At 61.7% G+C, this 18,276-nt stretch carries 17 protein-coding genes; 7 read left to right on the top strand and 10 right to left on the bottom strand.

Features of this window, described 5'->3' with window-relative positions:
* The first annotated feature begins 82 nt into the window (after positions 1 to 82).
* Both ACJ8IP_RS02080 and ACJ8IP_RS02075 read left to right on the top strand, forming a co-directional pair.
* The gene (locus ACJ8IP_RS02080; protein WP_047576088.1) at positions 83 to 1,342 is read left to right on the top strand and encodes an MFS transporter; all 1,260 of its coding nucleotides are present in this window, start codon (positions 83 to 85) and stop codon (positions 1,340 to 1,342) included.
* The gene (locus tag ACJ8IP_RS02075) at positions 1,339 to 2,781 is read left to right on the top strand and encodes a glycoside hydrolase family 32 protein (RefSeq protein WP_164106056.1); all 1,443 of its coding nucleotides are present in this window, start codon (positions 1,339 to 1,341) and stop codon (positions 2,779 to 2,781) included. Before ACJ8IP_RS02080 ends, ACJ8IP_RS02075 begins: the two co-directional genes overlap by 4 nt.
* Before the next feature lie 41 nt (positions 2,782 to 2,822).
* On the opposite strand, the gene ACJ8IP_RS02070 is transcribed toward ACJ8IP_RS02075, so the two are convergent.
* The 3 genes from ACJ8IP_RS02070 to ACJ8IP_RS02060 form a co-directional block, all read right to left on the bottom strand.
* Positions 2,823 to 3,824, bottom strand: coding sequence for a LacI family DNA-binding transcriptional regulator (locus ACJ8IP_RS02070; protein ID WP_033642823.1), 1,002 nt, complete (start codon positions 3,822 to 3,824; stop codon positions 2,823 to 2,825).
* A gap of 69 nt (positions 3,825 to 3,893) precedes the next feature.
* Positions 3,894 to 4,457 carry a HutD/Ves family protein gene (locus tag ACJ8IP_RS02065; protein WP_033652099.1) on the bottom strand — a complete coding sequence of 188 codons (564 nt, stop codon included), beginning with the start codon at positions 4,455 to 4,457 and terminating at the stop codon, positions 3,894 to 3,896.
* Positions 4,457 to 5,827, bottom strand: coding sequence for a formimidoylglutamate deiminase (locus tag ACJ8IP_RS02060; RefSeq protein ID WP_103101238.1), 1,371 nt, complete (start codon positions 5,825 to 5,827; stop codon positions 4,457 to 4,459). Before ACJ8IP_RS02060 ends, ACJ8IP_RS02065 begins: the two co-directional genes overlap by 1 nt.
* A gap of 180 nt (positions 5,828 to 6,007) precedes the next feature.
* On the opposite strand from ACJ8IP_RS02060, the gene hutC reads away from it, so the two are divergent.
* The 4 genes from hutC (at position 6,008) to ACJ8IP_RS02040 (ending at position 10,722) form a co-directional block, all read left to right on the top strand.
* Positions 6,008 to 6,763 (top strand): histidine utilization repressor, encoded by a 756-nt coding sequence (hutC, locus tag ACJ8IP_RS02055; protein WP_049204077.1) that lies wholly within the window; start codon positions 6,008 to 6,010, stop codon positions 6,761 to 6,763.
* 156 nt (positions 6,764 to 6,919) lie between these two features.
* Positions 6,920 to 8,143 carry an imidazolonepropionase gene (gene hutI / locus ACJ8IP_RS02050; protein ID WP_442524288.1) on the top strand — a complete coding sequence of 408 codons (1,224 nt, stop codon included), beginning with the start codon at positions 6,920 to 6,922 and terminating at the stop codon, positions 8,141 to 8,143.
* On the top strand, positions 8,140 to 8,943 hold the full coding sequence (gene hutG, locus ACJ8IP_RS02045) for an N-formylglutamate deformylase (RefSeq protein WP_108680572.1): 804 nt from the start codon (positions 8,140 to 8,142) through the stop codon (positions 8,941 to 8,943). The genes hutI and hutG overlap by 4 nt, the downstream gene beginning before the upstream one ends.
* A gap of 243 nt (positions 8,944 to 9,186) precedes the next feature.
* On the top strand, positions 9,187 to 10,722 hold the full coding sequence (locus ACJ8IP_RS02040) for a serine hydrolase domain-containing protein (protein ID WP_198793175.1): 1,536 nt from the start codon (positions 9,187 to 9,189) through the stop codon (positions 10,720 to 10,722).
* Positions 10,723 to 10,725: 3 nt separating this feature from the next.
* Here the strand turns inward: ACJ8IP_RS02040 and ACJ8IP_RS02035 are convergent, their stop codons facing one another.
* Both ACJ8IP_RS02035 and ACJ8IP_RS02030 read right to left on the bottom strand, forming a co-directional pair.
* Complete coding sequence (locus ACJ8IP_RS02035; protein ID WP_042784307.1) at positions 10,726 to 11,256, bottom strand: chorismate mutase; 531 nt, start codon at positions 11,254 to 11,256, stop codon at positions 10,726 to 10,728.
* A gap of 115 nt (positions 11,257 to 11,371) precedes the next feature.
* On the bottom strand, positions 11,372 to 11,866 hold the full coding sequence (locus ACJ8IP_RS02030; protein WP_033642812.1) for an anti-virulence regulator CigR family protein: 495 nt from the start codon (positions 11,864 to 11,866) through the stop codon (positions 11,372 to 11,374).
* A gap of 442 nt (positions 11,867 to 12,308) precedes the next feature.
* On the opposite strand from ACJ8IP_RS02030, the gene ACJ8IP_RS02025 reads away from it, so the two are divergent.
* Positions 12,309 to 12,488: a hypothetical protein gene (locus ACJ8IP_RS02025; protein ID WP_033642811.1), complete on the top strand. Its 180-nt coding sequence runs from the start codon at positions 12,309 to 12,311 to the stop codon at positions 12,486 to 12,488.
* 54 nt (positions 12,489 to 12,542) lie between these two features.
* Here the strand turns inward: ACJ8IP_RS02025 and ACJ8IP_RS02020 are convergent, their stop codons facing one another.
* From ACJ8IP_RS02020 to ACJ8IP_RS02000, 5 genes are all read right to left on the bottom strand, one after another.
* On the bottom strand, positions 12,543 to 13,424 hold the full coding sequence (locus tag ACJ8IP_RS02020) for a nucleoside-specific channel-forming protein Tsx (protein ID WP_033642808.1): 882 nt from the start codon (positions 13,422 to 13,424) through the stop codon (positions 12,543 to 12,545).
* Between the two features lie 362 nt (positions 13,425 to 13,786).
* On the bottom strand, positions 13,787 to 14,059 hold the full coding sequence (locus tag ACJ8IP_RS02015; protein ID WP_042784304.1) for a hypothetical protein: 273 nt from the start codon (positions 14,057 to 14,059) through the stop codon (positions 13,787 to 13,789).
* Positions 14,060 to 14,132: 73 nt separating this feature from the next.
* Entirely contained in the window at positions 14,133 to 15,026 is an 894-nt protein-coding gene (yddG, locus tag ACJ8IP_RS02010; protein WP_042784303.1) for an aromatic amino acid DMT transporter YddG, read from the bottom strand.
* A gap of 91 nt (positions 15,027 to 15,117) precedes the next feature.
* Positions 15,118 to 16,488 carry an APC family permease gene (locus ACJ8IP_RS02005; RefSeq protein WP_033642803.1) on the bottom strand — a complete coding sequence of 457 codons (1,371 nt, stop codon included), beginning with the start codon at positions 16,486 to 16,488 and terminating at the stop codon, positions 15,118 to 15,120.
* Positions 16,489 to 16,796: 308 nt separating this feature from the next.
* Positions 16,797 to 18,215, bottom strand: coding sequence for a glutamine synthetase family protein (locus ACJ8IP_RS02000; protein ID WP_015377637.1), 1,419 nt, complete (start codon positions 18,213 to 18,215; stop codon positions 16,797 to 16,799).
* Positions 18,216 to 18,276 lie beyond the last annotated feature (61 nt).

Here is an 18,276-nt window from a genome sequence, read left to right as displayed (position 1 = left end):
GCATGAGTGATAACTGACAGCTTCATCCATCCGCGAGTTAACGTTAACAATAGAGCTAACTTCACTCACCGGGGCCCTACCCATGAACCGCGAAACTAAAAAATATTACGTGCTGCTCAGCGGCCTGCTGTTCTTCTTTTTCTTCACCTGGTCTTCCAGCTTTTCGCTGATCTCGCTGTGGCTGAATCAAAAGATCGGGCTGAAAGGCGCCGAGACCGGCCTGATCTTCTCCGCCATCTCGCTGGTGGCGCTGTGCGCACAGCCGTTGTACGGCTTTATTCAGGACAAACTTGGGCTGCGCAAACACCTGCTGCAGTTTCTCGGCGTGATGCTGCTGCTGACCGGCCCGTTCTTTATCTACGTTTATGCCCCGCTGCTGGCGAGCAGCCTGCCGCTCGGCGCTTTGGTCGGCGGGGTGTTCATCGGCGCGACCTTCTTCGCCGGCATCGGCGCGCTGGAGTCTTATACCGAGCGCGTCAGCCGCATCAGCGGTTTCGAGTTCGGCCGCGCCCGCATGTGGGGCTCGCTCGGCTGGGCCAGCGCCACCTTTGTGGCCGGTTTTATCTTCAATATCAATCCGAACATCAATTTCTGGCTGGCCTCCGCCGCCGCCGTGGTGTTCCTGTTGCTGCTCAGTCAGGTACGCGAGCTGAAGCCGAACGCCATGGCCGGCCTGGCGTTCGGCAAACCGGAGAACCTGCGGCTGCAGGACGCGCTGGCGCTGCTGCGCATGCCGGGCTTCTGGGCGCTGGTAGTGTTTGTGCTGGGGATCAGCGTATACAACGTTTTCGATCAGCAATTTTCTGTCTACTTCGCTTCACAGTTCGCTTCTCGCGCACAGGGCAACGAGATGTACGGTTTTCTCAACTCGCTGCAGGTCTTCCTCGAAGCCGGCGGCATGTTCCTGGCCCCGCTGCTGGTGAACCGTATCGGCGCCAAGCAGGGGCTGTTGCTGGCGGGCAGCGTGATGGCGCTGCGCATGTTCGGTTCCGGGTTGGTCACCGGCGCCCTGATGATCTCCGCCATGAAACTGCTGCACGCCGTAGAGTTGCCAATCCTGCTGATCGCTATCTTCAAATACATCGCCAGCCGCTTCGACAGCCGACTCTCCTCCACGCTGTACCTGGTAGGCTTCCAGTTCATCACCCAGGTGATGGCCAGCTTCCTGTCGCCGCTGGCGGGCTACGGTTATGACCGCATCGGCTTTGCCGACACCTATCTGCTGATGGGCTGCGCGGTCGCCGCCACCACGCTTGTCTCCTGTTTCTTGCTGCGCGGCGAACGCTCCGCCACGGCAACGCCCTTTCCATCCGCCATTAAATCAAGTGAGTCTGTCCAATGAACACTGCTTTAGCTCAAGCCGACCATGCGGTCGAAGCCCTGTGCGCAGAGCGCCGAGACGATTATTATCCGCAGTTCCATCTCGCACCGGCCGCCGGCTGGATCAACGATCCCAACGGCCTGATCTGTATTGACGGCGTCTATCATGCGTTCTTCCAACATCATCCCCATAGCGAGCACTGGGGGCCCATGCACTGGGGGCATGCGACCAGCCGCGATCTGATACGCTGGCAGCACCAGCCCATCGCCCTGGCGCCCGATGCGCCCTATGACAAAGACGGTTGTTTTTCCGGCTGCGCCGTGGATGACAACGGCGTGCTGACGCTGCTTTACACCGGCCACGTGTGGTTGGGCGAACCCGGTGACGACAGCCAGGTGCGGGAAGTGCAATGTCTGGCCACCAGCGAAGACGGCATACGCTTCGTCAAACACGGGCCGGTGCTGGCCCCGCCGGACGGCATTCAACATTTTCGCGATCCGAAAGTCTGGTGCGAGAACGGCGAATGGTGGCTGGTGGTCGGCGCCAAAGAAAACGGCCTGGGCCAGGTGCGCCTGTACCGCTCTGCCGACCTGCGCGCCTGGCGCTTCGATCGGGTGCTGGCCGGCGCGCAAACGGCGCATCAGGGCTATATGTGGGAATGCCCGGATTTCTTTCCGCTGGGGGAGCAACACCTGCTGCTGTTTTCGCCGCAGGGGCTGGCGGCGCAGGGCTACCGCTACCGCAATCGCTTCCAGAGCGGCTATCTGCTCGGCCATTGGCGGCCGGACGGCGACTTTACGGTAACGCAGCCCTTCTGCGAGCTGGATGCCGGCCACGATTTCTATGCGCCGCAGACCTTCACCGCCGCCGACGGCCGTCGGCTGCTGTTTGCCTGGATGGATATGTGGGAATCACCGATGCCCAGCAAAGCGCACCGCTGGGCCGGCGCCCTCACCCTGCCACGCGAGCTGACGCTGGCCGCCGACGGCAGCGTCCGCATGAATCCGGCGCGTGAACTGGCGGCGTTGCGCCGAGGATCGCAGACGTTGTCGGCGCAGACGCTGACCAATCAGCATTTGCCGCTGGCGAACGATATGCAGGAGCTCATCATGACGTTGAGACCGGCCGACAGCGACGCCGAGCGGTACGGGCTGGCCATTGGGAGTGCGGCGCGGCTGTTCGTCGACAATCAGTCACACCGATTGGTGCTGGAGCGTTTTAATGAACACCCGGCGCTGTGCACCTGCCGCAGTGTGCCGCTGCCGGAGGGTGACATTCTGTCGCTGCGGATCTTTATCGATCGCTCCTCGCTGGAGATCTTCGTTAATCAGGGGCAGGCCTGCCTGACCAGCCGCATCTATCCGACGGCGGGCGATCGCCGCCTCAGCCTGTTCGCCGAAGGCGGCCAGGCGCTGTTCGAGCCCATCACGGGATGGCAGTTGGCAAGCATCTGGGGGTAATGGGAATGAGCACCGGGCGCGCAGCGACGCCCCCGGTGCGTTTACAGCGAACCACGTTCCAGCAGCGGGCAAGGCACTTTCACCGTATCACGCTGTTCCCGCCGCTCAATCACATGCAGCGCCGCAAGGCGACCCAGTTCATAATGCGGCAGCTGCACCGTCGTCAATGCCGGCAGGAACAGCTCGCCGGTGCCGACCATATTGTCGTAGCCCAGCACCGCCACCTGCTGCGGTATCCGCCAACCTTGCGCCAGCAATACCTGATACGCCAGAAACGCTATCCGATCGTTCCCACACACCACGACATCGCAATCGCGCCGGCCGGCGGAAAAATGCCGCTCCAGCAACGCTACGCAGTCGCGATAGCTTTGATCGCCGGCGCTCAGATCGAGATGATACTGCCGCAGCTGTTCAACATCGCGCCCCGCTTCGCGCCAGGCGCGTTCCAGACCGCGGCGGCGCAGCCCCGCCGCCAGCGTATCCGCCGGTAAATGAATGCACAAAGGCGCGCGATAGCCTTTGGCGATCAGCGTGCGCGCCGCGTCATACTGCCCTTGCTCATCATCAGGAATGTAGCTGGCGATCGAATGCGCCGGGCTGACGCAGTTGGCCAACACCAGCTTTTTGTCCAGCAGTTTGGCCGGCAGCGTCACCTCACGCAGTCCCATCGTGGTGAAGATCACCCCATCCGGCCGATGCGCCAGCAGCAGATCGACGGTCTGTTCGGCGTTGTCGTCGGCGAACAGGTTGACGACGAAGCTGTTCCAGCCGCGCTCGCGCGCGGTTTTCTCAATCGACAGGATCATTTCCACCGAGAACGGCGTCGTGGCGGTGTCCAGCGCCAGCACGCCGAGCGTCTGCACGCGATTTCCGTCACCGCGAATACGCCGCGCCGACAGATCCGGCACATAGTCCAACCGATCGATAGCTTGTTTGACGCGGCGGTAGGTTTCCGGCCGCAGCTTGCCGGGATCATTGATGGCGCGGGACACCGTCATTAACGAGACTCCGGCAAGTTTTGCGACGTCTTTCAGCGAAGCCATGCGCCCTTCTTTATGATTAATGGGAAAAAGTGAATAATCCCATAACCGGGCGCAGGACTCTACTCTGCGTTAACGGGGTGTGATGTCCGCCCACAGGATAGCGCTGCCGGCCCTTAACGGTGCCACGTCGCCCCCCGCCGCCGATGCCGTCCACCAGACGCCCTCGCGCGCGCTCAGTTCGCCGCCCCCCGGCAGCGACCAGAGCCCGCTCAGCACATACAGCACCCCCGCCCGCCCCGGCGGCAAGGTTAGCGGCTCGGCGCTGCGTTGCACCTGCGCCGCTAGCCGGCCGCGGCGCGTCATGATGTTGAAATCCTGACTGGCGCCGCCCAGCAGCGTCGCTTCCAGCGCCACGTCGCCGGAAAAGGCGAACGGCTCCCCGATACGCGCCAACTGATGGTCGATATGCCCGGCGCTGAACAGCCGCACGCCGTCGCCTTCCAGCAGCGTGATCGAACGATCGATGCCCGCGAAGGCGGAAAACGGCCCGTCCTGTGCGATGGTGGCGATGCTGGCGCGCCAGTCGAAATCCGGCTCGCCCGGCGGCCAACTGACGATTTCACGGGTTTCCCCGCCGCCGTTGCGCCACGGGCTGACCGGCAACCCAGCGAAATTAAAACGGGTCAGGCTCATCACGCCTCCTGCTGAAAGGTTTTCAGCACCTGCAGGAACTCGGCGCTGCTCTGCTGCTGCAGCGCGTGCCGCCCCTGCTCGATCACCTGTCGGCCGCCGACGAACACGTCGCGAATTTGCTCTTTGCCGCCGGCGAACAGCCAGCGGTTGAGGATCGAGGCATCCGGCGCCGCCGCCAAATACGGATCGTCGCCGTCCAGCACCAGCCAGTCGGCGCGATAGCCGCTCTGCAAGCGGCCGATCGGCGCGCCGCACGCCTGCGCGCCGCCTTGCAGCGCCTGGTGATACAGCACATCGCCCACCGCCGATTGCTGCGGTGTCGTCAGGCGATTGCGGCGCTGATCGCGCAGCCGCTGGCCGTATTCAAACCAGCGCAGCTCTTCCACCACGTTGAGCGAAACGTGGCTGTCGGAGCCGATGCCCCAACGCCCCTGCTGCTGCAGATAGGCGTCGCCGGGGAAAATGCCGTCGCCGAGGTTGGCTTCGGTGGTCGGGCACAGGCCGGCCACCGCGCGACTGCGCGCCAGCGCTTCCAGCTCATCGCGATCCAGATGGGTGGCGTGCACCAGGCACCAGCGCTGATCCACCGGCAGATGGTCATACAGCCAGGCCACCGGTCGCTGCCCGCTCCACGCCAGGCAGTCGTTCACCTCTTTTTGCTGCTCGGCGATATGAATATGCACCGGCAGGGTGCGATCCGACGCGGCCAAAATCTGTTGCATCTGGCCAAGTTCCACCGCGCGCAGCGAATGGAAACACAGACCGTGATTCTGCAACGGGCGATCCGCCAGTTGGCGAGCAATCACCTGCTGCTGTTGCAGATAGCTTTCGGCATCCTGGATAAACCGTTTCTGCCCCGGCTGGGCCGGCTGGGCGCCGAAACCGGCGTAGCTGTACAGTACCGGCAGCATCGTCATGCCGATGCCGGCCTGATGCGCGGCCTCGCTGAGGCGGCCGGTCATCTCACCGCGATCGGCGTAAGGCTTGCCGTCGGCGTCGTGATGCAGGTAGTGGAATTCGGCCACCTGGGTATATCCGCCCTTGAGCATTTCGATATACAGTTGACGGGCGACCACCTCCACCTGCTCCGGCGTCAGGCGCTGCACCAGCCGATACATCAGATCGCGCCAGGTCCAGAAGCTGTCCTGCGGGTTGCCCGCCACTTCCGCCAACCCGGCCATCGCGCGCTGAAAGGCGTGGGAGTGCAGGTTCGGCATGCCCGGCACCGCATCGCCGTGCAGCCGGGTGCAGCCTTGCGGTTCAGCGTTGGCGGTAACTTGAGTCAGATAACCTTGCGCATCGACGTCCAGCCGGACGTTATGCGCCCAGCCCTCAGGGAGCAAAGCGCGTGGGGCAAAATAAGCAGGCATGGCAGTATTCCACGGTTAATGTAACGGCGAATAAGGCGCGGCGATGGCGCGTCTTCAGGAATTTTTGGCGGTCGCCGGCAAGTTTCTGGCGCGACGGCCACTAGTTGTATATACATATACATACGCCGACATCAACAGTAAACTGGTGTTATTATTTTTTTATTTGACGAGGTTAACGTCGTGGCTGAACAACAGACCGTGTTACAACTGGCGGCTGCAATGAGCGATGCCCCCGCCCCGATCTACCAACGGGTCAAACAGGCGATCGTGAATCAAATCCGTGCGGGGCACTGGCAACCGCACCAGCGCGTGCCCTCCGAAAGTGAACTGGTGGCGGAACTGGGCGTCAGCCGCATGACCATCAACCGCGCGCTGCGCGAGCTGACCAGCGAAGGTTTTCTGATCCGCATGCAAGGCGTCGGCACCTTCGTCGCCGAAGCCAAGGCGCACACCGCGCTGCTGGAAGTGCACAACATCGCCGATGAGATAGCCGCGCGCGGTCATCGCCACAGCAGCAAAATCCTCGAGCTGAAGGCCCGCCCGGCCAGCGAGGAAGAGGCGGCGGCGCTCGGCATTCAGCCCGGCCAACGGCTGTTCTATTCGCAGATCGTGCATTACGAAAACGATGTGCCGGTGCAGGTGGAAGACCGCTGCGTCAACCCGCTGGTGGCGCCGGATTACCTGAAGCAGGATTTCGACCGCGTCACGCCATACGCCTATCTGACACAGGCCGCGCCGCTGACCGCCGGCGAGCACATCGTCGAAGCGGTGATCCCCACCCGGCGCGAACGCGAGCTGCTGCAGCTGGAGGACCACGAACCCGGCCTGCTGATCCACCGTCGCACCTGGTCCGGCAAAACCGTGGTGACATCGGCCCGGCTGCTGTACCCCGGCAGCCGTTACCAGCTGTTCGGCCGCTTCACCAGCGAAGTCTGATCCCCGGCGGGCGCCCCTGCGCCCGCATCTCCGCGGTCGATCACATCCTGATAACAAAATCTCTCCCGCCTCTTGTGACATCCCGATGAATGCGTTAGGTTGTTTTTAATTGTATATACAACCATGTGGGAGCTGCGGCTCCGGCGGAGGAAAGCAATGACGTCTGAAATTCACTGTGACAGCCTGTGGCACGGCGCCGATATCGTCACCATGCGCGACGGCAACTATCACACCCTGACCGACGGCGCGATCGCCGTACGCGACGGCAAGATCGTCTGGATTGGCGAACATGCGGCGTTGCCGCCCGGCCTGATCGCGGACGAAACGGTGAAATTCGACGGCGGCATCATCACCCCCGGCTTTGTTGATTGCCACACGCACCTGGTGTTCGGCGGCAACCGCAGCGGCGAGTTCGAACAGCGGCTGAACGGCGTAAGCTATGCCGACATCGCCGCGCAGGGCGGCGGCATCATCTCCACCGTGAAAGCCACCCGCGAAGCCGACGAAGCGCTGCTGCTGGAACAGGCGCTGTTCCGCCTGCGTCCACTGCTGGCGGAAGGCGTCACCTGCGTGGAAATCAAATCCGGCTACGGTCTCAGCCCGGAAAGCGAGCTGAAAATGCTGCGGGTGGCGCGCAAACTGGGCGAGCTGCTGCCGGTCGAGGTGAAAACCACCTGTCTGGCGGCCCATGCGCTGCCGCCGGAATACGCCAACCGCGCCGACGACTACATCAATCTGGTCTGCGATACCATCATCCCGCAGGCCGCCGCCGCCGGCCTGGCGGATGCGGTTGACGCCTTCTGCGAACATCTGGCGTTCTCACCGGCGCAGGTGGAGCGAGTCTTCGCCGCCGCCGAAGCCGCCGGTTTGCCGGTCAAACTGCACGCCGAACAGCTCTCCGCCCTCGGCGGCAGCACGCTGGCGGCGCGCCATCACGCGCTCTCCGCCGACCATCTCGAATACGCCACCGAGCAAGATGCCCGCGCCATGGGCGACGCCGGCACCGTGGCGGTGCTGCTGCCGGGCGCCTACCACCTGCTGCGTGAAACCCAATGCCCGCCGGTAGAGCTGTTCCGCAAACACAACGTGGCGATGGCGCTCGCCAGCGACGCCAATCCCGGCACGTCGCCGGCGCTGTCGCTGCGCCTGATGATCAACATGGCCTGCACGCTGTTCCGCCTGACGCCGGAAGAAGCGCTGGCGGGCGTCACGACCCACGCCGCCAAAGCGTTGGGGCTGCAACACAGCCACGGCACGCTGGAAACCGGCAAGGTGGCGAACTTCGTTCACTGGCCGCTGTCGCGGCCGGCGGAACTGGCTTATTGGTTGGGCGGCCAGCTGCCCTGTACGGTGATTTTCCGAGGAGAAGTACGTCAATGACCATTCGCGATCCTTTTAGCTTCCAGACCGGCAGCCTGCCGCTGCTGATCAGCATCCCGCACGCCGGCACGCAACTGACGCCGGCGGTCGAGGCCGGGCTGACCGACGACGCCCGCCCGCTGCCCGATACCGACTGGCACATTCCGCAGCTGTACGACTTCGCCCGGGCGATGGGCGCCAGCGTGCTGGTCGGCAACTATTCGCGCTTCGTCATCGATCTGAACCGCCCGGCGGATGACAAACCGCTGTACACCACCGCCACCACCGGTCTGTATCCCGACGTGCTGTTCGACGGCCGCCCTAGCTTCCTGCCGGGCAAAGCGCCGACGGACACAGAACGCGCCGGCTATCTGCAGCAGATTTGGCAACCTTATCATCAGCAGCTGCAGAACGAGCTGGCGCGCCTCAAAGCGCGGCACGGCTATGCGTTGCTGTTCGACGCGCACTCCATCGCCTCGGTGATCCCGCGGCTGTTCGACGGCAAACTGCCGGATCTCAACCTCGGCACCAACGGCGGCGAAAGCTGCGCCCAGGCGCTGAGCGATCGGCTGGTCGCCTGCTGCGAGCAGCAACAGCAGTACACCCACGTGCTGAACGGCCGCTTCAAGGGCGGTTACATCACCCGCGCCTACGGTCAACCGCAGCAGCAACAGCATGCGATCCAGCTCGAGCTGGCGCAGGTCAACTACATGTCCGAACAGTATCCTTTCGCGTTCGAACCGCAGCGCGCCGCCTCGCTGCAGCGCCTGCTCAAGCAGATGGTTGAAAGCCTGTTGGACGGTGCCGCCAGGCTGAACTGATCCCCCTTTACAGGCGCCGCCGGGCGCCTGTTTTTCTCCTGCCTTTAACCGCAACGCCAGCAGCAATCTGCGCGCTATATCAAAGTTTCGCGTGATTCCCCGCTAACTGGTCCAAACAGCGCACAAAACAGCGGCCGACGAAAAACGCACTGCGCCACAATCAGCCCAAAAGCCCGTGTTCATCGTCAGCACCGGGCGGCCTGTGGCCAACTGGCCCGTTTCGAATATCTCTCTGGAGGCCCTATGTCTGTAACACCGTTAAACTGGCGCGCTGCCGGCGCCGTCGCCGAACAACTGCTGGCCGGCTGGCAACGGCGTGGCGAACCCGGCGGCGCCATCACCCTGTTTGACGCCGAACAACTCCGCGCCACCGCCTGCGCCGGCCTGGCCGATCTGGCGCAGAACACCCCCTTCACCGCCGACAGCGTGGTGCGCTACGCCTCAGTGACCAAGCATATCTTCGCCGCGCTGGCGCTGAACGCCACCGATCGCGCTGTTCGGCTGGAGCAACGCCTGGGTGAACTGCTTCCCGCCCTGCAGCCCGCGTTGGCGGACGTTACCGTCGGCCAGGCGCTGGACATGACCGGCGGCCTGCCTGACGTGCGCGAAACACTCGGCTTGCTGGGCATATCGCTGCACGCCGTCAGCGAGGCGCAGCCGGTGATGCAGTTTGTCGAGGGGCTGGAAAGGTTGAACTATGAGGCCGGCAGCGAGATCGCCTACAGCAATACCGGTTATCGGCTGCTGGAGGCCGCGCTGCGCAGCAAAGGGTATGATTTCGACCAGTTGGTGCAACGGCATATCGCCCAGCCGCTGCAGGTGCAGATGCGGGCGCCGGAAAGCTGGTTCGACGTGGTGCCGGGGTTGGTGCCGGGTTACTGGCGGGCGCCGCAGGGCTGGCAACACGCCAGCGCCGGCCTGCACCTTTCCGCCTCCGGCTGCCTGACCGGCAGCGTCAACGCCCTCACCCGCTGGCTGCAAACGCTGTTGGCAGACCACGGCCCCGGTCAGGGCGTGCTGGCGCAACTCAGCGCACCGCGCCGCCTCAATCAGGGCCAACTCAGCGCCTATGGCCTGGGGCTGGCGCGCACGCCGCTGGGCCGCCGCAGCCTGCTGGGCCACGGCGGCTCCCACGCCGGTTACAAAACCTATTTCCTGCTGGCGCCCGACCGTCAGGCCGGCGTCGCGCTGGTGGCCAACCGCGAAGATTGCGACAGTTTCGGCATGGCTTTGCAGGTGATGGCAGCGCTGCTGGGCGAACCTTTGCCGCAGCGCAGCACGGCGATCCCCGACGGTCTCTACGCCACGCTGGCGGAGCCGCACTGGCTGGAGGTCAAAGACGGCAACCTGGCCTATCTGGGCTGCGATGAACCGCTGTATCAAGGGGAGGACGGGTACGCGGTGTCGCTATCCGCTCATATGCCCATCAGGCTGAAGTGGACCGGCGAAGCGGTAGAGGGCGAGGTTGGACACGTGGCGCGCCGTTTCCTGCCGGTCACGGCCAACGGCGACTGCCTGAAGCATGTGCAGGGGCTGTGGTACCACCCGCACTATCGCACCGCCTTTGAAATTAGCGGCAATCGGGTGCATATCGGCGTCGGCCCGGCGGCGCAGACCGGCACGCTCAGCCCGCTGGGCCAGGGCCGCATGCTGGTGGAGTGCCAGGACGGCCCGTGGTTGAAACGCTTTTGCCTCTATTTCCGCGGTTACAACGTGGATCTCATCGCCAACCGCAGCCGGATGCTGACCTTCCGCCGCAGCACCGTCGGCCGCGACTGACGATCAGCGCGCGCTGTCGGCTTTGACCGCCAGCAGCGCATCCGCCAGCCGCCGTTTGTCGGCGGCGCTGAGATTCACCTGTTCCACGGACGCCATAAACGCCGCCCGATCCGCCGCGTCGAGCGGTCCGGCGCGCAGCCGCGCCGCCAAACGCTGCAGTATCCGGCTGCTCAATTGCCCGATCTGCACCCGCACCTGCGCCAGCGGACGCGGCTGCCAATCGCTTTCCGGGCTCGCCAACCAGTCGGCGCGATAGCGGTACTGAATCGCCTTGGCGGCGTTCATCTGCGCGGTGATAAAAGGCCGTACCGACGCCGGCTCCAGCCCCAAACGCCCCGCTTCCGCCTGCGCGTTGGCCAACACCTTCGCCTCCTGCGCCAGATCTTCGATCGGCAAATGCTGCTGCGCCTTGTAACCGGCCACGTCTTTCATCAACGACAGCCGTTGGTTCACCAGCTCGCCGATAGCGGCGCCACCGTCCGCCAACGCCGGAAAACTGGTCAGGCAACACGCTATCAATAACGCCCTGAACATGGCGCCTCCCTTATGATGCAGTGAAAAGGTCAGGCGCCAAGTTCACCACGTCAGCCCCGCGCCGGCAAATAAAAAAGGCCCCGCCGCAGCGAGGCCCGATGAGACCCAACCGGCGTTAGTCGAACACGCCGTTGATGACGGAAGCCACAATCGCGGTGCTGAGCGCGACCAGCACCAGATCGTCGCCGGCGATGCGCCATTCATAACCCGGATACTGCGGCAGTTCACGCAGCATCGAAGACGGCACCATTTTTTTGGCGATGCCCGGCGGCAGCGGTTTGCCGCGCGCCAGATTCTTGGCGATACCCGGCGGCAACGAGCGGTAGCCGGTCAGCCCGTAGGTGTGCGCCAGCGAACGGGCGCGGTCGCGCGAGAGGCTGACGGAAACCAGATTGTCGTCGTTTCTATAGTCTCTATAGTCGCCTTTATCTTTGTTGCCGTGATTGCCGTTGTTGCCGTGGTTACCGTTATTGCCGTGATTGCCGCTGTTGCCATGCCCGTTGCCGTTGCCGTTACCATTGCCGCCTTTGTCGGCCATGGCCGGGGCGGATGACAACCCCAGCGATGCAATCAGTGCCAACACCGTGAGAGTCGTACGACGTTTGTTCATTTTGTGTATTCCTGCGTGGGGGACTCTGTTTACTATAGTTGGCCTTTTCCGGGCAAAGTATAAGGAAAACTCCGAGATGACAGTGCGGTTTTACGGCATTCGCGCCACTCTCTTGTTTTAACGCAAAACGCCTCGAGAATTCCGAAATCTACCCCCGATTTTTCTTGAAGAAAAATAAGCCTTCCGCTAGCGTGGGACGGTAACAAAAAAGAGTTAGCGTGCTCTTTTTCGTCGCACCTCAAATCTTATTCTTATCATCCAGAATGATAATATCGAACACTTCCCGCCTTTCCGTGCGGGATTCTTTTTCCCACCGACGTCGCCCCTATTTGGTGCTTTATGTTGAGATTTCGTTGCCGATAATTTACATTCGCTGTCTGAGAAACCTTAACCTCCCGCGGTGGCCAGGCTGGCAACGGGTGGGCGTTCAGGAGCAAAAGACGTGCAAATGACCCTCATGGAATACATCACTCGGCACTTTAACGGCGATCTTCATCGTTACGCGCAGTCGGAAGGCGTCAGCCGTGAACAAATCATTAGTTGGATAAATAATGAATGTCACGTGATCAAAGGCAGGCTGTTTATGCCGGTGAGGCATCTCCCGGTAGAACAAGCCCAGTGATGACGAAAAAAAACCCCGCCAGGCGGGGTTTTCTGTTTCTGATAACACGGAAAATCAGAAGTTATAGCCGACCACCAGGTAGTAACCCCAACCGGTAGACTTGATCGGGCCCTGCGGCGTGCCGATCTCCGCGCCATCCTGCCACTGGCCGCCGTTATGGAAGTAACGTGCCACGAAAGAATAATGCCAGTGATCGTAGTTCAGCGCCAAAATATGACTAGAGGCGATCGAGTTGCCGGTGCGCACCTGTTTGCCGGTGCCGTCAACCCAGTGGCTGTCCTTGCCCAGATCGGAACCGAAGTCGAAGTTGGTGAAGCCGATGTAGCTCAGATTGCCGCCCCACACTTGGGTCAGCGGCACAAAGTATTTCACCTTGAAGCGGTAACCGTCCCAGCTGTTCTCGTTGGCGGCCTGGTAGTTTTCCCACTGGTATTTGGCATAGATGTTCATCGACAGGCTCATCGGTAGACCGGTGTCGATATCGGTACCCAGGCCCATGTACCAGGTGTTCTGACGGCCGTCGGCGTTGTGGCCCAGGTCATAGATGTAGTTGTTGGCGAAGTACCACTCTTTGAACGGACCGAAGCTCAGATCGGTGCCGGTCAGCTTGTCGATGGAGAAGCGCGGTTCAATCTCCATAAACAGCGGGGAGCCTTTGTCCCAGATGCCGCGGTCCGGGGTGTTGCCCACGCCGAAGAACTTTGGCACGTCAACGTAGCCGTAGAAATCGAACCAGTCTTTCTTGGCGAAGGCTTCGTATTCGAGATACACGTCGTTATTCAGTTGCGGCCCGAAACGGGTGTGGTAGCTGCCCACCACGTTAACGCTCTGGTGCCACCAGTCGGAGACATATTGACTGTCTTTGCTATCAGCCATTGATGATGCACTGTAAGACGCTGCGAGCAGTACACCTGCTGCGAGAGCTATTTTTTTCATTTTATTACCACATGCTTAAAGGGCCATTTCCTGCCCGTTTAGAAAAGATGACAATGAGTCTGCCGACACCTGGCGTTGTCTTCACACAGAAACTCGGATGACGCGCGCATTATAGAAACCACTGACTGTAAGAATCTGTGATCCAGTTACGCATTTCGCGAATAGGTAATCGATTGCGTTCACATTTGTCAAATTATGTTTCATGCAAATTCACATTCGCTGTGATTTTTGTCATGTGTCGCGTTTTTTAGCGCAGTTTTTAAGCCAAATGACATCAGGGCGTCATCACGAGGTGGAAAAGAAAAAGCCGACGCGCGAGCGTCGGCCTTCATCAGCATCAGGAGAAAGTGCGGAACGTGAAATCAGCTTACCGCCGGCACCGCTTTGGCGATGTTTTCCTGGCGGAACGCCACCTCTTCACCGTTTTTGACCTCCCAGCTGGCGACCGGAATATCGGTTTTGGGCGCCGCCGCGACGACCGAACCGTAAATCAGCTTGTCATCGCGGCGCAAAATATAAACATCGAGCTGATATTCATGCCGCAAATTCGCCGTGGTCAGGCGCACGGTATCGCCGCGCTCATAATGATGCCCGTCGATTTCAGGCTGCTGAATAAATTGAATGTCACTTCTCATTGTCGTCGTTCCTTCAGGCAACATGGCTAGTTAAATTCTAGTTCAACATTGCGGCGATGGCGGATATTTTCCGTTAATTTCCGCGAGTTGCCCGCCAACATATCAGCGAACCCAGGGTAACCATCGCCACGCCCTGCCAGAAATTGACGGTCAGCGAGGTGTGCAGCACCAGCGCGGCGAACACCGCCGACAGCACCGGGGTAAAATAGGAGACGGTCGCCAGCAGCGTCATGTTGCCGTGCAGAATGCCGACGTTCCAGGCGGCATATCCCGCCCCCATCGCCACCCCGGCGCACAGCAGCGTCACGGTCACGCCGACGCTGAACTGCATGCCGCTTTCCGCGCTGAAGGCGTACTTCAGCCACAGCGCCAGCGCGGTCAGCGCGATAAACAGCACCACGCCGTTGCTGCCCTGGGCGATCTTCTTGGTCAGGTTGCAATACAGCGCCCAGATCACCGCGCCGCTGAACGCCAGCGTATAGCTGAGCGGATTGCTGCGCACGTTGGCCAGCATCTGCGCCGGTGACCAGCCGCCCTCGCCGCTCATGATCCAGCCGATGCCGAACAGCGACAGCAACAGCCCCGGCAGCAGCCACCATTTCGCCTTTTGGCCGTTGAGCGCCAGCGCCATCAGCACGGTGAAACAGGGCCACAGGTAGTTGATCATGCCCACTTCTATCGCCTGCAGGCGGGTATTGGCGTAGCCGAGCGACAGCGACAGGCAGATCTCGTAGCTGACGAACAGCAGGCTGCCGACGATCAGGTAAGGCCGCGGAAAGCTGCGCCATTTCGGCACGCCGAGCGCCACCAGCAAGAACGCCGCGCTGACGCTGTAGATCATCGCCGCGCCGCCGACAGGCCCCAGCCCTTCGCTGACGCTTCTGATCAGGCCGACGACGCTGCTCCACAGCACGATGGCCAACAAACCGAACAGCGTGGCGCGGGTACGCGAGGGCAAAGCGGGCATAAGGCAGGTCCAATAGGTTATTTTTTATCAGGTTTTTCACTCTACTGCCGCACGCGCCAAAAAGAAAGGCGGGAAACTCCCGCCTGTGAATTTATTGCTGCGGTTGCCGCTCCAGCTGCGGCGGCGGCTGGCGAAAACGCCGGGTCAGCCAGGCCAAGTAGCCGAAGCCCAGCGTCGCCCAGATCAATCCCATGGTCAGCGAGCTCTTCTCCAGATTCAGCCACAGCACGCCCACCGTCAGCGCCCCCACCAACGGCAGGAACAGGAAGTTGAAACGATCCTTCCAGCTTTTGTTGCGCCCTTCGCGAATAAAGAAGTGGCTGATCACCGACAGGTTAACGAAGGTAAAGGCCACCAGCGCGCCAAAGTTGATCAGCGCCGTGGCGGTCACCAGATCGAACGACAGCGCCGACAACGCCACCAGCCCAACCATCAGCACGTTCAGCGCCGGCGTGCGCCATTTGGGATGGATATAGCCGAAGAATTTCTCCGGGAACACGTTGTCGCGCCCCATCACGTACAGCAAGCGCGACACGCTGGCGTGCGACGCCAGGCCGGAGGCCAGCGTATTGATAAAGGTCACGCACAGGAAGATCGACTGGAACAGTTTGCCGCCGACGTACAGCGCAATCTCCGGCAGCGCGGCGTCGGGCTGGTGAAAACGTTGAATGGACGGGAAAAACAGCTGAATGAAGAACGACACACTGATAAAGATCACCCCGCCGTACAGCGCGGTCAGGAAGATGGCGCGCGGGATCACCTTGGCGGCGTCGGGCGTCTCTTCACACAGCGTGGTGACTGCGTCAAAGCCGAGGAACGAGAAGCACAGGATAGTCGCGCCGGTAATGATCGGCAGCAGATGCGCATTCTCGCTGAGGAACGGCCGCAGGCTCCACACCGTGCCCATCCCCTCGCCGTTGTGCAGGCCGCGCACCACCAGATAGATGAACACCAAAATGATCGCCACCTGCGCCAGTACGAACAGGGTATTGAAGTTGGCCACCAGATTGACGCTTTTCAGGTTGATGGCGGTGATCAGAATCACGAAGCCCACCACCCATACCCAGGGCGGCACCTCCGGGAACAGCGCGGTCAGGTAGATCTTGGCCAGCAGCGTGTTGATCATCGGCAAGAACAGATAGTCCAGCAGCGACGACCACCCCACCAGGAAACCGACGTGCGGGTTGATCGCCTTCTGCGCATAGGTATAGGCAGAGCCGGCGGTGGGAAACTGGCGCACCAGTTTGCCGTAGCTGATGGCGGTGAACAGCACGCCGGCCAGCGCCAGCAGGTAGGAGGTCGGCACATGGCCGTCGGTGAGGCCGGAGACGATGCCGAAGGTGTCAAACACCGTCATCGGCGTCAGATAGGCCAGGCCCATCATCACCACTTGCCACAGCTTGAGGGATTTGCGCAGCTGCGGTTTGCCCGCCTGGCCGCCGTCGATGGCTTTAGTCGTCATGGCATTTCCCCTTTTGGTCCTCTGCTGTCAACCGTGCAACGTCATTCAGAGAGGCCGCGGGGAAACTGCTGCTCAGGCGGCGGTAAAAACGGGTTGGGATCGCTGTCGGGCGGCCGGCGACCGGCCCGTCGGCACTGCGGCACAGGCGAACGTCTGCGCAGGGAGATGACTGAGTCATGGTTATTTCCTCGTCGGCGTCCTGTACGCCGTGATAGAAGAAATTCTGTACCGCAGCGCGCAGCCTCACCGGCCACAGGAGAGCCGATGAAATGCGCCGGACGCGCGCGGTCATGGTTGGGTGAGCGGGTTCAGGCGTTTTTCAGCATCCACTCGATCTCGGTTTCGGTGATCAGGCGCTCAAACTGCACCAGCTCATCGGTTTTGCAGGCCAGGTAGACATGGCTGAAGCGTTCGCCCAACAATGCATTGAGCACCGGCTGATGTTCGAACTCGTACAGCGCGTCGCTCTGGCGGATCGGGAACGGCAGCCCGTCCTGCTCCAGCCCATTGCCGGTCACCGGCTCAGGCAGCGGCAATGCGGTTTCCAGGCCGTAGACGATGCCGGCCAGAATGGTCGCCATCACCAGATACGGGTTGGCGTCGGCGCCCGCCACGCGATACTCCACCCGGTGGTTATCGCGATCGCCGCAGGGAATGCGCAGCGCCACGGTGCGGTTGTTATGCCCCCAGGAGGCCTGGGTCGGCACATACATGCCGGGCTGGAAGCGGCGGTAGGCGTTGACGTTCGGCGCCAGCAGCGCCATCGAGGACGGCATCAGGGCGATCATGCCCGCCAGCGCCTGTTTCAGCAGCGCCGAATCTTCGCCGTCGTCATCGGCGAACACGTTGTCGCCTTGCGCATTCAGCATGCTGATGTGCACGTGCATGCCGCTGCCGGCGTGCTCTTCATACGGCTTGGCCATAAAGGTCGCCTGCATATTGTGGTTCTCGGCCACCATGCGCACCAAGCGCTTCAGTGCCAGCGCATGGTCGCAGGCCTGCAGCACATCATCGGTATGGTGCAGGTTGACCTCGAACTGCCCCGGCGACGCCTCCGCCACCGCGCCGTCCGCCGGAATGCCCTGCAAGCGCGCCAGTTCGTCGATCTCGCTCAGCACGTCGGCGAAATGATTCAGGTTATCGACGGAGTACACCTGGCTTTGGGTGTTGCGCTCCTGGGTCCCCGGTGCGCACGGCGGCTGCAGATACCCCTCCGCATCGCGTTGACGATCGATGAGATAGAACTCCAACTCTACCGCTACCACGGGGGAGAGCCCGCGCTGACGCAAACGCTGCCACACTCGGTTCAGCACATTGCGCGGTTCAACGTCAAAGGGAGTGCCATCTTCATCCAACATGGTGAGCAGCACCTGCGCGATATATTGCGGATCCGCCGCCGACGGCGTCAGCGTGCCCGGTACCGGCACGCACACGTGATCCGGCTCGCCCAGCTCCTGCCCCAACCCGGCTTCTTCCACCACGTTGCCGAGAATATCCATCGCAAATACCGACGCCGGGAAGTAACAGCCTTTCTCCAGCTTATTCAGACCGCCGACCGGGATGCGTTTGCCGCGGAAGCTGCCGTTCAGATCGGTCAACAGGACGTCGACATGTTGGGTTAACGGATAACGTTCCAGGTACTTCTTCACTTCGCGCTGGAACGCGCTACTTCGTCTCTCTTCACTGTGCTGAACAAAGTTTTCCACTTCTACGATGTTGGTCTGCATGGTTCACCCGCCGTTTGTGTTTTGCTGTCGTCGATGTTTATTGACCGTCTTGTTCAATATA

It is taken from the genome of Serratia sp. CY52157 (assembly GCF_052168495.1).
Classification (GTDB): Bacteria; Pseudomonadota; Gammaproteobacteria; order Enterobacterales; family Enterobacteriaceae; genus Serratia; species Serratia ureilytica.
The sequence above is the reverse complement of the archived record's forward strand: the minus strand, read 5'-3'. Positions and strand labels throughout refer to the sequence as shown.

What these genes read in the sequence shown, in the direction of transcription:
- ACJ8IP_RS02080 (WP_047576088.1), top strand. Translation starts at nt 83, where the DNA reads ATGAACCGCGAAACTAAAAAATATTACGTGCTGCTCAGCGGCCTGCTG.
- ACJ8IP_RS02075 (WP_164106056.1), top strand. Translation starts at nt 1,339, where the DNA reads ATGAACACTGCTTTAGCTCAAGCCGACCATGCGGTCGAAGCCCTGTGC.
- ACJ8IP_RS02070 (WP_033642823.1), bottom strand. Translation starts at nt 3,824, where the DNA reads ATGGCTTCGCTGAAAGACGTCGCAAAACTTGCCGGAGTCTCGTTAATG.
- ACJ8IP_RS02065 (WP_033652099.1), bottom strand. Translation starts at nt 4,457, where the DNA reads ATGAGCCTGACCCGTTTTAATTTCGCTGGGTTGCCGGTCAGCCCGTGG.
- ACJ8IP_RS02060 (WP_103101238.1), bottom strand. Translation starts at nt 5,827, where the DNA reads ATGCCTGCTTATTTTGCCCCACGCGCTTTGCTCCCTGAGGGCTGGGCG.
- hutI (WP_442524288.1), top strand. Translation starts at nt 6,920, where the DNA reads ATGACGTCTGAAATTCACTGTGACAGCCTGTGGCACGGCGCCGATATC.
- hutG (WP_108680572.1), top strand. Translation starts at nt 8,140, where the DNA reads ATGACCATTCGCGATCCTTTTAGCTTCCAGACCGGCAGCCTGCCGCTG.
- ACJ8IP_RS02040 (WP_198793175.1), top strand. Translation starts at nt 9,187, where the DNA reads ATGTCTGTAACACCGTTAAACTGGCGCGCTGCCGGCGCCGTCGCCGAA.
- ACJ8IP_RS02035 (WP_042784307.1), bottom strand. Translation starts at nt 11,256, where the DNA reads ATGTTCAGGGCGTTATTGATAGCGTGTTGCCTGACCAGTTTTCCGGCG.
- ACJ8IP_RS02030 (WP_033642812.1), bottom strand. Translation starts at nt 11,866, where the DNA reads ATGAACAAACGTCGTACGACTCTCACGGTGTTGGCACTGATTGCATCG.
- ACJ8IP_RS02020 (WP_033642808.1), bottom strand. Translation starts at nt 13,424, where the DNA reads ATGAAAAAAATAGCTCTCGCAGCAGGTGTACTGCTCGCAGCGTCTTAC.
- ACJ8IP_RS02015 (WP_042784304.1), bottom strand. Translation starts at nt 14,059, where the DNA reads ATGAGAAGTGACATTCAATTTATTCAGCAGCCTGAAATCGACGGGCAT.
- yddG (WP_042784303.1), bottom strand. Translation starts at nt 15,026, where the DNA reads ATGCCCGCTTTGCCCTCGCGTACCCGCGCCACGCTGTTCGGTTTGTTG.
- ACJ8IP_RS02005 (WP_033642803.1), bottom strand. Translation starts at nt 16,488, where the DNA reads ATGACGACTAAAGCCATCGACGGCGGCCAGGCGGGCAAACCGCAGCTG.
- ACJ8IP_RS02000 (WP_015377637.1), bottom strand. Translation starts at nt 18,215, where the DNA reads ATGCAGACCAACATCGTAGAAGTGGAAAACTTTGTTCAGCACAGTGAA.